The organism is Nonomuraea sp. CA-218870 (genome assembly GCF_050936535.1).
Taxonomy (GTDB): domain Bacteria; phylum Actinomycetota; class Actinomycetes; order Streptosporangiales; family Streptosporangiaceae; genus Nonomuraea; species Nonomuraea corallina.
The window spans coordinates 4,547,709-4,562,620 of sequence record NZ_JBNJMN010000001.1 but is presented as its reverse complement, the minus strand read 5'-3'; the positions used below and the strand labels follow the sequence as shown (position 1 = coordinate 4,562,620).

Annotated in this window: 5 protein-coding genes; all 5 read left to right on the top strand. The window is 75.0% G+C overall.

Annotation, left to right across the window (positions count from 1 at the left end):
• Genes ACQEUU_RS22130 through ACQEUU_RS22110 form a run of 5 tightly spaced genes read left to right on the top strand, consistent with a single transcriptional unit; the run spans position 1 to position 14,882 of the window.
• Positions 1 to 195: an MbtH family protein gene (locus ACQEUU_RS22130; RefSeq protein ID WP_433068700.1), complete on the top strand. Its 195-nt coding sequence runs from the start codon at positions 1 to 3 to the stop codon at positions 193 to 195.
• A 12-nt stretch (positions 196 to 207) separates the two neighbouring features.
• Positions 208 to 3,294, top strand: coding sequence for a non-ribosomal peptide synthetase (locus ACQEUU_RS22125; RefSeq protein ID WP_433068698.1), 3,087 nt, complete (start codon positions 208 to 210; stop codon positions 3,292 to 3,294).
• Positions 3,291 to 9,695 (top strand): amino acid adenylation domain-containing protein, encoded by a 6,405-nt coding sequence (locus ACQEUU_RS22120; protein ID WP_433068696.1) that lies wholly within the window; start codon positions 3,291 to 3,293, stop codon positions 9,693 to 9,695. Before ACQEUU_RS22125 ends, ACQEUU_RS22120 begins: the two co-directional genes overlap by 4 nt.
• On the top strand, positions 9,692 to 13,633 hold the full coding sequence (locus ACQEUU_RS22115) for an amino acid adenylation domain-containing protein (RefSeq protein WP_433068694.1): 3,942 nt from the start codon (positions 9,692 to 9,694) through the stop codon (positions 13,631 to 13,633). Before ACQEUU_RS22120 ends, ACQEUU_RS22115 begins: the two co-directional genes overlap by 4 nt.
• Positions 13,614 to 14,882: an MFS transporter gene (locus tag ACQEUU_RS22110; protein ID WP_433068692.1), complete on the top strand. Its 1,269-nt coding sequence runs from the start codon at positions 13,614 to 13,616 to the stop codon at positions 14,880 to 14,882. Before ACQEUU_RS22115 ends, ACQEUU_RS22110 begins: the two co-directional genes overlap by 20 nt.
• Positions 14,883 to 14,912 lie beyond the last annotated feature (30 nt).

The window sequence follows — 14,912 nt, the reverse complement described above, 5'->3', positions numbered from 1 at the left end:
ATGCGGGACGGCCAGTACAAGGTCGTGATCAACGACGAGGAGCAGTACTCGATCTGGTTCGCCGACCGCCCCGTGCCCGAGGGCTGGCGGGAGAGCGGGTTCGAGGGTGCCAAGCAGAGCTGCCTCGACCACATCGAGCAGGTCTGGACCGACATGCGCCCGCGCAGCCTGCGCGAGGCCCTGCGCGAGAGTTAGGAGGGAACCGGCTTGACCGGCACCTACGTCTTCCCCGCCTCGTACGCGCAGGAACGCCTGTGGTTCCTGGCCAGGCTCGACCCGGACGTGCCCGCCCACCACGTCAACGCGGTGATCGAGCTGTCCGGGCCGAGCGACCCGGAGCGGTGCCTGGCGGCGCTGCGCCGGGTGGTCGCCAGGCACGAGACGCTGCGCACCTCGCTGACGGTCGAGGACGGCGACCTGGTCCAGGTCGTCCAGGTGGACCTGCCGGTCACGCTGCCCTGCACGGACCTGCGCGGCCTGCCGCCCGAGCGCGCCGAGGACGAGTTCCGCGCGCTCGCGGCGGCCGAGGCCCGCAGGCCGTTCGCGCTGGACCGGCCGCCGCTGTGGCGGGCGCGGCTGGTCCGCATGCGCGACGACCTGCACCGCATCGTGCTGATCGTGCACCACGCGGTGTTCGACGCCCGCTCGGCCGTCATCCTCGTCCGCGAGCTGGAGGAGGTGCACGACGCGCTCGGCGAGGGCCGCGAGCCGGTCCTGCCCGAGCTGCCCATCCAGTACGCCGACTACGCCGCCTGGCAGCGCGAGCACCTGGCCGGCGGCGTCCTGGAGGCCCAGCTCGGCTACTGGCGCGAACGGCTGGCCGGGCTGCCCGGCGACACCGGGCTGCCCACCGACCGGCCGCGCCCGGCCACCCGCGGCCACGCCGGCGCCGAGTACGCCTGCGCCCTGCCCGCGGACCTCGCCGGCGCGCTGGAGGAGCTGGCGCGCCGGCGCGGCGCCACCCTGTTCATGGTGCTGCTGGCCGGGTTCAAGGCGCTGCTCGCCCGGTGGGGCGGCGGGGACGACATCGTGGCCGGCACGCCGGTGGCCGGCCGGGACCTGCCCGAGTTCGAGCCGGTCATCGGCATGTTCGTGAACACGCTGGTGCTGCGCACCGACCTGTCCGGCGACCCGTCCTTCGACGAGCTGCTGGACCGGGTGCGCGGCACCGTGCTGGAGGCGCTGGACCACGCCGACGTGCCGTTCGACCGGCTGGTGGAGGCGCTGCGGCCGGCCCGCGACCCCAGCCGCACCCCCCTGTACCAGGTCGGCTTCAACCTGCTGCCGATGGAGTCGCGCGGCCAGTTCCCCAACGGCACCGCCCAGCAGGACCTCGGCCTCGACGTGGTCAGGACCGCCTCCGGCGCGAGCCTCTACTTCGAGTACAGCACCGAGCTGTACGACGCCGGCACGGTCGAGCGGCTGGCCGAGGCGTACCGGCTGGTCCTGGAGGCCGCCGTCGCCGACCCGGCCGTCCGCCTGTCGCGGCTGCCGCTGATGACCCCCGAGCGGGAACGGGAGGTGCTGACCGCCTGGAACGCCACCGCGGCGCCGTACCCGGAGCGGGCGCTGCACGAGCTGGTCGCCGAGCAGGCCGCCCGCACCCCCGACGCGGTCGCCGTCCGCGACCTGGGCGGCGGCGGCCTCACCTACGCCGAGCTGGACGAACGCGCCGGCGCGCTGGCCGGGCGGCTGGCGGCGGCCGGGGTGGGCGCCGGCACGTGTGTGGCGCTGTGCCTGCCGCGCGACCCCGGCCTGATCGTGGCGCTGCTGGCGGTGCTGCGGGCCGGCGGGCACTACCTGCCGCTGGACCCGGCCTACCCCGCCGAGCGGCTGACCTACCTCCTGTCCGACTCCGGCGCGGGCCTGCTCATCACGGACTCGCGGCTGGCCGCGGACCTCCCCGGCGGCCTGCCGCGCACGCTCCTGCTCGACCGGCCGGCCGAGGACGCGCCGCCCCCGCCGCCGGTACGGGTCAGCCCCGACGACCTGGCCTACCTCATCTACACCTCCGGCTCGACCGGCCGCCCTAAGGGCGTCGAGGTGCCCCACCGCGGGGTCGTCAACCTGGTCACCGACGTGGTGCGCCGGCTCGGCGGCGGCAGCGCGCTGCTCATGACGTCGCTGTCCTTCGACATCGCCGCGCTGGAGATCTTCACGCCGCTGCTGTCCGGCGGCACCCTCGTCGTCGCCCCCGACGACGCCTCCCGCGTGCCCCGGGAGGCCGGGCGCGCGGCCGAGGGGGTGGACCTGGTCCAGCTCACCCCGTCGGTGGCCGGCCTGATCGCCGACCACCTGCCGCCCGGCCTGCCGCGCGCCATCCTCGGCGGCGAGCCGCTGCCCGTCGACCTGGCGGCGCGGCTGCTCAAGGTGACCGGGGAGCTGTGGAACTTCTACGGGCCCACCGAGACCACCATCTGGTCGACCGCCTACCGCGTGCCGGCCGACGTCGCCACCATGCTCATCGGCCGGCCGGTGGCGAACACGTCGGCGTATGTGGTGGATGAGGGGTTGTGTCCGGTGCCGGTGGGGGTGCCGGGTGAGCTGGTTCTGGGTGGGGTGGGGGTGACGCGGGGTTATCACGGGCGTGCGGGGTTGACGGCTGAGCGTTTCGTGCCGGATCCGTTCGGTGGTGGGGGGCGGTTGTACCGGACGGGTGATCTGGTGCGGTGGCGTGGTTCGGGGGAGCTGGAGTATCTGGGGCGGCTTGATGATCAGGTGAAGGTGCGGGGGGTGCGGGTCGAGCCGGATGAGGTGGCGGTGGTGCTGGGGGAGCATCCGGTGGTGTCTCGTGCGGTGGTGGTGGTGCGTGATGACGCGCCGGGTGGGCGGGGGTTGGTGGCGTATGTCCAGTCTGGGGGTGAGCTGGATGTGGGGGGTGTGCGGTCGTTTCTGCGGGGGCGGTTGCCGGAGGCGATGGTGCCGGTGGCGTTCGTGCCGGTGGAGGGGTTCCCGGTGTTGCCGAGCGGGAAGCTGGACCGTAAGGCGCTGCCGCCGCCCCGGCCCGACGCCGTCCCCGACTACGTCGCCCCGCGCACCCCCATCGAGGAGGCGCTGGCCGCCATCTGGGCCGACCTGCTCGGCCGGGACCGCGTCGGGGTCGCCGACGACTTCTTCGCCCTCGGCGGCCACTCCCTGCTGGTGGTCCGCCTCATCGCCCGGATCTCCGCGGACCTGGGCGTGGAACTGCCGCTGCGCCGCTGCTTCGACGCCACCACCGTCGAGCAACAGGCCCTGGCCGTACTCGAACACGCCCTCGAACACGAGGCCGACCTGCTTGAGGAGGAGCGGTGAGCGAAGGCATCCGCGACCGCCTGGCCGCACTCAGCCCCGACCAGCGGGCCGCGCTCGAAGCCCGTCTCCTCGGCCGCCGCGCGAAAACGGCGCCCGGCCCGGCGATCCCGCACACCGACCCCTCGCTGGGCGCGCCGCTGACCGAGGCGCAGCGGCGGTTCTGGGTCGTCGACCAGCTCGACCCCGGCAACCCCGCCTACACCCTGTCGTGGGCGTACCGCATCGAGGGCGAGCTGGACGCCGCCGCGCTCGCGGCCGCGTTCGACGCGCTCGTGGACCGCCACCCCGTCCTCGGGTACGTGGTCACGCTGCGCGACGGCGAGCCCTGGCAGACGCCGGGACCGGTCAGGCCCGCGCTCACCGTCGAGGACCTGACCCCGGCCGAGGCGGACCGGGCGGCGCTCGCCGAGGCCCGGTTCCGTTTCGACCTCGCCGCCGGCCCGCTCACCAGGGCGCGCCTGCTGCGGGTCGGCGAGCGGGAGCACCGGCTCGTCCTGACCCTCCACCACCTGCTGGCCGACCGCTGGTCGGTGGCGATCCTGCTGCGCGACCTGCTGGCGCTGCACGCCGGCGACCCGCTGCCCGCCGCGCCGGCCTCCTACGCCGCCTACGCCACCTGGCAGCGGGCCCGGCCCGCCGCCAGGGAGGCCGACCTGGCCCACTGGCGCGAGACGCTCGCCGGGCTGCCCGACGTGCTCGACCTGCCCGCCGACCGCCCCCGGCCGCCCGTACGCGACAACGCCGGCCGCAGGCTGCTGTTCGACCTGGACCGGGATACCGCCGACGGGGTGCGCGCGCTGGCCGCCGGCCGCCGGGCGACCCCGTTCATGGTGCTGGCCGCCGCCCTCCAGGCGCTGCTGGCCCGCTACACCGGGCAGACCGACATCCCGATCGGCACGCCCGTCTCCGCCCGCCCCGACCCGTCGCTGGACCACACCGTCGGACTGTTCCTCAACACCGTGGTGCTGCGCGGCGACCTGTCCGGCGACCCCGCCTTCGCCGACCTGGTGGAGCGCACCCGAGAGCGGGCGCTGGGCGCGTTCGAGCACGCGGCCCTGCCGTTCGAGACCCTGGTGGAGGACCTGTCGGCGGGCCGCGACCTGTCCAGGAACCCGCTGTTCCAGGTCATGCTCGCCTACCAGAACACCCCGGCCCTGCCCGGCGGCGCGCGCGGCCTGCGCCTGGAACGCCTCGACGTGCGCCCCGGCACGGCCATGTTCGACCTGGACCTCATCGTCGAGGAACGCCCCGACGGCCGGCTGCTGTGCGTCCTGGACTACCCGACGGACCTGTTCGACGACGACCGGATGACCCGGCTGGCGGGCCACCTGCGCACTCTGCTCGCCGCCGCCGTCGCCGACCCCGGACTGCGGCTGTCGGAGCTGCCGCTCATGGCCGCCGACGAGCGGGAGCGCACCCTGGCCGCCGGGCAGGGGCCGGCGCTGCCGTACCCCGGACGCGGCGTGCACGAGCTCGTCGCCGAGCAGGCCGCCCGCACCCCGGACGCGACGGCCGTGGCGGACGTCCACGGCGGCGGCCTCACCTACGCCGAGCTGGAGGCGAAGGCGGCCCGCCTGGCCGCGCGGCTGCGCCGGCTCGGCGTCGGCCCCGAGACCCGCGTGGGCGTCTGCCTGCCCCGCACCCCCGACCTGGTCGCCGCCCTGCTGGGCGTGCTCAAGGCCGGCGGCTGCTACGTCCCGCTCGACCCCGGCTACCCGCCGGACCGGATCGCCCAGATCCTCGACGACTCGGGGGCCGCGTTCGCCGTCACGACCGGCGCGCTCCAGGCCCGCCTGCCCGGCCACCCCGGCCGCCTCCTCCTGGAGGACCTGCCCGCCGACGGTGAGCTCTTCGCCACGGGCGCGCATCCGGACCAGGCCGCCTACCTGATCTACACCTCCGGCTCGACGGGCCGGGCCAAGGGCGTCGTGGTGCCCCACCGCGGCCTGGCCGGCCTGCTGGAGCACGTCCGCGAACGGCCCGGCCCGGCCGCGGGCGAGCGCTACCTGTTCCTCACGTCGGTGTCCTTCGACATCGCCATGATCGAGATCTTCGGGCCGCTGGTCACCGGAGGCACCGTCGTGGTGGCCGCCACCGGCGAGATCGAACACGTGCACCGGCTCGTCAAGGACGGCGACCTGCACACCGTCCAGGCCACCCCGTCGATGCTGGAGAGCCTGCTGCCCGCGCTCGCCGCCCGCGTCCCCCGGGTGGTCTCCACCGGAGAGGCACTGCCCGCCGGGCTCGCCGTCCGGCTGCGCGAGGTGACGGACGAGCTGTGGGACCTGTACGGGCCGACGGAGACCACCGTGTGGTCCACCGGCCACCTGGTCACGGGAGACATGCGCGGCTCCATCGGCCGGCCGGTGGCGAACACGTCGGCGTATGTGGTGGATGAGGGGTTGTGTCCGGTGCCGGTGGGGGTGCCGGGTGAGCTGGTTCTGGGTGGGGTGGGGGTGACGCGGGGTTATCACGGGCGTGCGGGGTTGACGGCTGAGCGTTTCGTGCCGGATCCGTTCGGTGGTGGGGGGCGGTTGTACCGGACGGGTGATCTGGTGCGGTGGCGTGGTTCGGGGGAGCTGGAGTATCTGGGGCGGCTTGATGATCAGGTGAAGGTGCGGGGGGTGCGGGTCGAGCCGGATGAGGTGGCGGTGGTGCTGGGGGAGCATCCGGTGGTGTCTCGTGCGGTGGTGGTGGTGCGTGATGACGCGCCGGGTGGGCGGGGGTTGGTGGCGTATGTCCAGTCTGGGGGTGAGCTGGATGTGGGGGGTGTGCGGTCGTTTCTGCGGGGGCGGTTGCCGGAGGCGATGGTGCCGGTGGCGTTCGTGCCGGTGGAGGGGTTCCCGGTGTTGCCGAGCGGGAAGCTGGACCGTAAGGCGCTGCCGCCGCCCCGGCCCGACGCCGTCCCGGACTCCGTCCCCCCGCGCACGCCGCAGGAGCACGCCCTGCACGCCGTCTGGACCGACCTGCTCGGCCGCGACGGGATCGGCGTGGACGACGACTTCTTCGCCCTCGGCGGCCACTCCCTGCTGGCGATGCGGCTCGTGGTGCGGATGCGCGAGGAGCTCGGGGCGCGGGTGACGCTGCGGCGCTGCTTCGAGACGCCGACGATCGCCGGGCTCGCCCCGCTGCTGACCTCGGCGACGGCCGCGCCCATCCCGGCCGCCGAAGAGCCGGTGCGGCCGTCGCACGCCCAGGCCCGGCTCTGGTTCCTGGACCGGCTCGACCCCGGCAACCCCGCCTACAACGTCGCCTGGGGCGAACGCCTGACCGGGCCGCTCGAGGTGGAGGCGCTGGCCGCCGCCTTCGACGACCTGGTGGACCGGCACGACGCCCTGCGCCTGGTCATCGCCGAACTCGACGGCGAGCCCCGGCTCCAGGAGGGCGCCCGCAGGCCGCGCCTGGCCGTCCGATCCCTGTCACCGGACGCGCCGGACGACGCCGCCGTGATCGGGCGCGCGGAGGCTCGCCACCGGTTCGATCTCGCGCAGGGGCCGCTGGCCCGCGCCGTGCTCGTCCGGCACGGCCCCGACCGGCACGACCTGTTCCTGACCCTGCACCACGTGGTCGCCGACCGGTGGAGCCTGTCGATCCTGATCCGCGACCTCATGGAGCTCTACCGCGCCCGCGTCTCCGGCGGCCCGCCGGACCTGCCCGCCCTCCCCGCCCGCTTCCGCGACTTCGCCGCCTGGCACCGCGGCCGGGCCGAGGAGCCCACGGACGATCTCGCGTACTGGAAGGACACGCTCGACGGCCTGCCCGCCACCCTGGACCTGCCCGCCGACCGGCAGCGGCACGGCCTGCCCGGCATGGCCGGGCGGCGGCTGACGTTCGGCGTCGACGCGCAGACCGTCGCCGCGGTGCGCGCGTTCGCGGCGGAGCACCGGGCCACGCCGTTCATGGTGCTGCTGGCCGCCCTGCAGGCGGTGCTGGCCCGCTACACCGGCCGCGACGACATCCCGATCGGCACGCCGGTGTCCGGGCGCGCCCATCCGGACGTCGAGGAGCTGGCCGGGCTGTTCCTCAACACGCTGGTGCTGCGCGGCGACCTGTCCGGCGACCCCGGGTTCGCGGAGCTGGTGCGGCGCACCAGGGAACGGGTGCTGGACGCCCACGATCACGCCGGGCTGCCGTTCGAGGTGCTCGTGGGCGAGCTGGCCGAGGAGCGCGACCTGACCCGCAACCCGCTGTTCCAGGTGATGCTCGCCTACCAGAACGTGCCGCCCGCCCCGCCGGAGGCTGCCGGGGTGCGGCTGCGCACCCTCGACGTCGACCCCGGCGTCACCCAGGCGGACCTGCACCTGGTGATCGAGGAGTCCGGCGACGGGCTGACCGGCGTGCTCCACTACGCCACCGACGTGTTCGACCACGACCGGATGGAGCGCTTCGCCGACCACTTCCGCGCCTTCCTCGCCCGTGCCGTCACCGCCCCCGACCGGCCGGTGGCGGACGTGCCGCTGCTCACCCCCGGCGAGCTGGAGACGGTCCTGCGGGCCAACGACACCGCCACCCCGTACCCCGGCGCGACGCTCGCCGGGCTGCTGGCGGAGCAGGCGGCGCGCACCCCGGACGCGCCCGCGCTGCGCTGGAAGGGCGAGTGGATCACCTACGAGCGCTTCACCGCGCGGGTGAACCGGCTGGCCGGGACGCTGCGCCGGCTCGGCGCCGGGCCGGACCGCGTGGTCGGCGTGTGCCTGGAGCGCGGGCCCGGCCTGGTGGTGGCCGTGCACGCGGTGATCGCCGCCGGGGCCGCGTACCTGCCGCTGGAGCCCGACCACCCGGCGGCGCGGCTCGCCGGCATGACGGCCGACGCCGGCGCCCGGCTGGTCATCACCCGCCCCTCCCACACGGACCTCTTACCCGACGACGTCACTCCCGTCCTCCTGGCCCCCGACACCCTGGAACCCCCCGACTCCGACGCTCCGGACTCGAACGCGCCCGCCTCCGGCCCGCTCGGGCCGAACGCGGGAGGCGGGGCCGGTGAGGTGGACGCGCCGCCGGTCCACATCCATCCGGACGCGCTCGCGTACGTGATCTTCACGTCGGGCTCGACGGGCCGGCCCAAGGGCGTGGGCGTCTCGCACCGGGCCATCGTGAACCGGCTGCGCTGGATGCAGGACGCCTTCCCGCTGACCGGCGAGGACCGGGTGGCGTTCAAGACGCCGTTCTCGTTCGACGTGTCGGTGTGGGAGCTGTTCTGGCCGCTGATCACCGGAGCCGGCCTGGTCGTCGCCGAACCGGGCCGGCACGCCGACCCCGGCTACCTGGCGGACCTGTTCCGCGACGGGGACGTCAGCACCGTCCACTTCGTCCCGTCCATGCTCGACGCCTACCTCGACGAGCCCGTCCTGCCGCCGCTGCGGCGGGTCGTCTGCTCCGGCGAGGCGCTGCCGCCCGAGCTGGCCGCGCGCTTCCACGAACGGCTGCCGGGGACCGAGCTGCACAACCTGTACGGGCCGACGGAGGCGGCCGTGGACGTCACCTGGCACGCCTGCCGGCCGGGCGAGGGCGTGATCCCCATCGGCCGGCCCGTCCCCAACACCCGCCTGGAGATCCTCGACGACCGGATGAACCGGGTGCCCGCCGGAGTCCCCGGCACGCTGTGGATCGGCGGCGTCCAGCTCGCCCGCGGCTACGCCGGCCGGCCGGCGCTGACCGCCGAACGGTTCGTGCCCGACCCGCACGGCCCGCCCGGCGGCAGGCTGTACGACACCGGCGACCTGGCCCGGTGGCGGCCCGACGGCGAGATCGAGTACCTGGGCCGCGCCGACCACCAGGTGAAGATCCGCGGCATGCGGGTGGAGCTGGGCGAGATCGAGGCGGCGCTGTCGGCGCTGCCCGGCGTCCGCGCCGCCGCAGCGCGGACCGTCGCCGACGGGGCCGGGCTGCGCCTGGCCGGATACGTGGTGCCGGAGCCGGGCGAGCCCGATCCGCGGCGCTGGGACGCCCTGCTGCGCGAACGGCTGCCGGGCCATCTGGTGCCGGCCAGCCTGACCCTCCTGGACGCGCTGCCGCTCAACCGCAGCGGCAAGCTCGACCGCAACGCCCTGCCCGACCCGTCGGCCCCCGAGCCGGCCGTGCACGCCGAACCGGAGGGCGAGGCCGAGCTGGCCGTCGCCGCCGCCTGGCGGGGAGTGCTCGGCCTGGCGCGGGTGTCGGCGCACGACAACTTCTTCGCCGTCGGCGGCGACTCCATCCGCAGTCTCAAGGTGGTCGCCCGGCTGCGCGAGGCCGGTTACACGGTCCGGCTGGAGCAGCTGTTCCTGCACCAGACGGTCAGGGAACTGGCCGCCCGGCTGGAGCCCGCCGAGGCCACCGCCGAACCGCCGCAGGCCGCGGCGCCGTTCGGCCTGCTCGATCCCGAGGACCTGGCACGGATGCTGGAAGGCGAGGCGCGATGACTGTCACGACGGGGGCCGCCCGGGGCCTGGAGGACGCCTACCCCCTGGCCGCTCTGCAGGCCGGGATGCTCTACCACAGCGCCTACGAGCCGGGCGCCGCCACCTACCACGACCTGACGACGATCACGCTGCGCGGCCGGTTCGACCGCGAGGCGTTCGAGGCCGCGCTGGCCGAGGTGACCGCCCGGCACCCGGTGCTGCGCACCTCGGTCGACATGACGGGGTTCAGCGAGCCGCTGCAGTTCGTGCACCGATCGGCCGCGCTGCCGTTCGCCGTCACCGACCTGTCCGGCGCCCCGGACGCCGAGGCGCGGGTGGCGAGCTGGGCCGAGGAGGAGAAGCGGCACCCGTTCGACTGGACGCGGCCGCCGCTGGCCCGCGCGCACGTCCACCTCATGCCCGGCGGGCTGTTCGCGTTCAGCCTGAGCTTCCACCACGCCATCCTCGACGGGTGGAGCGTCGCCACGCTGGTCACCGAGCTGTTCCGCCGCTACCACGCCCGCCTGAAGGGCGAGCCGCTGCCGGTGACCGCGCCCGCCGCGGCCTTCCGCGACCTCGTGGCCCGCGAACGCGCCGCCGTCGGCTGCGCGCAGACCCGCGACTTCTGGCAGGCGCAGGTGGACGGCGCCCCGGACACCCGGCTGCCCCGCCTGCCCGGCCACGGCGGCGTCGAGGGCGTCGGGGGCGGCGAGGGCGTCGAGGGCGTCGAGGGCGTCGAGGTGCTGCGGCTGCCGCTGGAGGCCGCCCTGCTGGACCGGGTCACCGAGCTGGCCCGCGAGCTGGCCGTCCCGGCGCGCACCGTCATGCTGGCCGCCCACCTGCGGGTGATGGCGCTGCTGACCGGCGAGGACGAGGTGATGACCGGCCTGGTCACGCACAGCCGGCCGGAGAGCGAGGCGGGCGAGGAGGTGCTCGGCCTGTTCCTCAACACGGTGCCGCTGCGCCTCGACACCGCCGCCGCCACCTGGGGCGAGCTGGTGCGGCGGGTGTTCGACGCGGAGGTGGCGCTGCTGCCGCACCGGCAGTTCCCGCTGTTCGAGATCCAGCGGCTGTCGGGCCGCTCGCCGATGCTGGACGTCCTGTTCGACTACCGCGACTTCCACGTCTACCGCGGCCTGCCCGGCACCGAGATCGTCGGCCAGGAGTTCTTCGAGCAGACGGACCTGCCCTTCACCGCGGCGTTCACCCGCTCGCGCGAGCACGGCGGGTTCGACCTGGTCATCACCTACGACCGCGCCCAGTTCGGCGCCGGCCAGATCGCCCGGATCGGCGAGCACTACCTGACGGCCCTGCGCCAGGCCACCGGAAACGCCGGGGACGCCTCCGGGGACGCCGATCCGCGCCCGGTGGAGGCGTTCCTGGCGGCGGACTCCGAGGAGATCGGCCGGTGGAACGCCACCGCGCGGCCGTACCCGGACACGACGCTGCCGGAGCTGTTCGCCGCGCAGGCCGCCCGCACCCCCACCGCGCCCGCCGTCTGCTACGACGGGACCTGGATCACCTACCGCGAGCTGGCCGCCCGCGCCCGCGCCGTCACCGCCCGGCTGGCCGCCGCCGGCACCCGGCCGGGCGACGTGGTCGGCGTGCACCTCGATCGCGGCCCCGGCCTGCTGCCGGCGCTGCTCGGCGTCCTCGGCGCGGGCGCCGCCTACCTGCCGCTGGAGCCCGGCCTGCCGGAGGAACGGCTGGCCCACATGATCGAGGACGCGCGGGCGCGGGTCGTCCTGTCCGACGGCGACGCCGCCGGCCTGCCCGCCGAGGTCGTGCTGTCCCTGGACGGCGCCGCCGAGGAGGACGCGCCGCCGGTCGAGGTCCATCCGGACGCGCTCGCGTACGTGATCTTCACGTCGGGCTCGACGGGCCGGCCCAAGGGCGTGGGCGTCTCCCACCGGGCCGTCGTCAACAGGCTGCTGTGGATGCAGGACGCCTTCCCGATCGGCGGCGAGGACCGGGTGCTGCACAAGACGCCGCTGTCGTTCGACGTGTCGGTGTGGGAGCTGTTCTGGCCGCTGATCACCGGCGCCGGCATGGTCGTCGCCGAGCCGGGCGCCCACCGTGACAGCGCCCGGCTGGCCGCCCTGGCCGCCGAGCACCGCGTCGGCGTGGCGCACTTCGTGCCGTCGATGCTGGAGGTGTTCCTGGACGAGCCCGTCCTGCCGCCGCTGCGGCGGGTCGTCTGCTCCGGCGAGGCGCTGCCGCCCGAGCTGGCCGCGCGCTTCCACGAGCGGCTGCCGGAGACGGAGCTGCACAACCTGTACGGGCCGACGGAGGCGGCCGTGGACGTCACCTGGCACGCCTGCGCCCCCGGCGAGAGCGTGATCCCCATCGGCCGGCCCGTGGCCAACACCTACCTGGAGGTGCTCGACCCCGCCGGCCGCCGGGTGCCGGTGGGCACGCCGGGCGAGCTGTGCCTGGGCGGCGTCCAGCTCGCCCGCGGCTACGCCGGCCGGCCCGCGCTGACCGCCGAGCGGTTCGTGCCCGACCCGTACGGACCGCCCGGCGCCCGCCTGTACCGCACCGGCGACGTGGCCCGCTGGCTGCCCTCCGGCGAGGTGCAGTACCTGGGCCGCACCGACTTCCAGGTGAAGATCCGCGGCCAGCGGGTCGAGCTCGGCGAGATCGAGTCGCTGCTGTCCGCCCACCCGGCGGTCCGCGCCGCCGTGGTGGCGCTGCGCGGCGAGCGGCTCGTCGGCTACGTCGTCCCGCACGAGCCCGGCCCGGCCGGCCCCGTCTCGGACGACGACCTGGCCGCCGCGCTGCGCCGCAACCTGCCCGACCACATGATCCCGTCGGCGTGGGTGCGGCTGGCCGAACTGCCCGTCACCACCAGCGGCAAGCTCGACCGGGCCGCGCTGCCCGAGCCGGGAGAGGCCGCCCGGCCCCCGTACCTGCCGCCGCGCGACCCGTTCGAGGCCCGGATCGCCACCGCCTGGGAGGAGACGCTCGGCGTGGACGCCATCGGCGTGCACGACGACTTCTTCGCCCTCGGCGGCCACTCACTGCTGGCGCTGCGGCTGACCATGCGGCTGCGCAAGGAGCTGGGCCGCGAGGTGCCGCTGTCGGCGGTGCTCACCGCCCCGACCGTGGCGCTGCTGGCCGCCGAGCTGCGCCGTCCGCAGGACAACGACGGCCTGCCCGAACGGATCGTGCCGCTGCGGCCCTCCGGCGACCGCATCCCGATCTTCCTGTTCCACGCGCTGGGCGGCCAGGTGTTCCGCTACCTGCCGCTCACCCGCCACCTCGGCGCCGACCAGCCCGTGTACGCCGTGCAGGCGGCCGGGCTCGCGCCGGGCGAGGAACCGCACAAGACGCTCGAGGAGATGGTCGACGACTACACCGAGCACCTGCTGCGGGTCCGCCCGACCGGCCCGTACGTGCTCGGCGGCTACTGTATCGGCGGCAACATCGCCCTGGAGGTCGCCCGGCGGCTGCGCGAGCGCGGCGAGCGGGTGCCGCTGGTGGTGCTGTTCTACTCCGACGCCGACGAGCCGGTGCTGCGCGCCTCGCTGGAGGACGACGCCGTCCTGCTCACCCACGCCCTGGCCGGCGGCAAGGTCCAGGTCGACCTGAGCGAGCTGCACCGGATGGACGCCGACGAGCGGCTGCTGGCGGTCGTCGACGCCGCCGCCCGCGCCGACACGCTCCAGCCCGACGCGGCCGACCTGCGCCAGGCCCGCCGCTTCGTCACCGTCTTCCGCGCCAACGCGCACGCCGTCGGCTACTACCGGCACGCCCCCTACGACGGCGACGTGCTGCTGTACTCCCCCGCCCGGGAAGGCGTGCCGCCCGACGACATGGGCTGGCGCGACGTGGTGACCGGGCGGCTGCGCATCTCGCCCATCCACGGGGAGCGCTTCACCGTCATGTACGAACCCCGGGTCGCCCGTGCGGCCGCCGAGGTAAGGAGCAGCATCGACAATGGCCTCACCGACGACTGACCGCGCCGACAGTTTGTGGCGCAATCCCGACTTCCTGAAACTGTGGGCGGGGGAGAGCCTCTCCCTGATCGGCTCGCAGGTGACGGTGCTGGCCATGCCCATCGTCGCCTACCTGCTGCTGAACGCCTCCGTCGCCGAGATGGGCGTGCTCGGCGCGCTGGCCCGCCTGCCCATGGTGCTGTTCTTCGTCGTCGGCGTCTGGGTGGACCGGATGCGGCGCCGTCCCGTGCTCATCTGGAGCGACGTGGTGCGGGCCGGCATGCTCGCGACGGTGCCGCTGCTGTTCGTCATGGACATGCTGACGCTCTGGTGGCTGTACGTGGTCGTGCTCGTCATGGGCGTGGCCGGGGTGCTGTTCGAGATCGCCTACCGGTCGTACCTGCCGGTGCTGGTGGCCCCCGAGCACCTCGGTGACGGCAACAGCAAGCTGCAGCTCAGCGACTCGGTGTCCAAGGCGGTCGGGCCCAGCCTGGCCGGGCTGCTGCTGGCGGCCCGCTCGGCGCCGCTGATCATCCTGGTCGACGCCATCAGCTACGTCGCCTCGGCGCTGTGCCTGATCTTCATCCGCAAGAAGGAGGACCCGCCCCCGCCGGACAGCGGCGGCACCATGATCGCGGCGATCCGGGCCGGGTTCGGGTTCGTCATGAGCCAGCCGCTCATCCGGCCGCTGGCCATCGCCAGCGCCGTCTACTCCTTCTTCGACATCGGCATCCTGCAGACCCTCTACATCCCGTACGTGATCGACGTGGTGGACGTGCCGGCCGCGGTGGTCGGCGGCGTGCTGGCGGTCGGCGGGATCGGCGCGATCGCCGGGGCGTGGCTGTCGGTGCGGATGATGAAGAGGTTCGGGCCGGGGCCGACCATGTTCTGGTCCACGGTGATCGGCAACAGCGCGCTCATCCTGGTGCCGCTGGCCGGCGGGCCGATGTGGCTGGCGCTGGCCATGCTGGGGCTGGCGCAGCTGCTGATGGGCCTGTGCACGCAGATCTTCGTGGTCAACAACATCACCGTGCTGCAGTCGGCCGCGCCGCGTGAGCTGGTCGGCCGGGTGATCGCGACGATCTGGGCGATGGGGCTGGTGCCGGCCCCGCTGGGCGCGCTGGTGGCCGGGCTGCTCGGGGAGGCGTTCGGGATGCGGCCGGTGGTGCTGGCCGCGGCGCTGATCGGGGCGCTGGTGCCGATGGTGGTGCTGTGGAGGTCGCCGATCCCGAAGATGCGCGAGCTGCCCACCGCGCCGGTCACGAGCTGACCCCACCGGCGGCCGGGGCCCCCGGCCGCC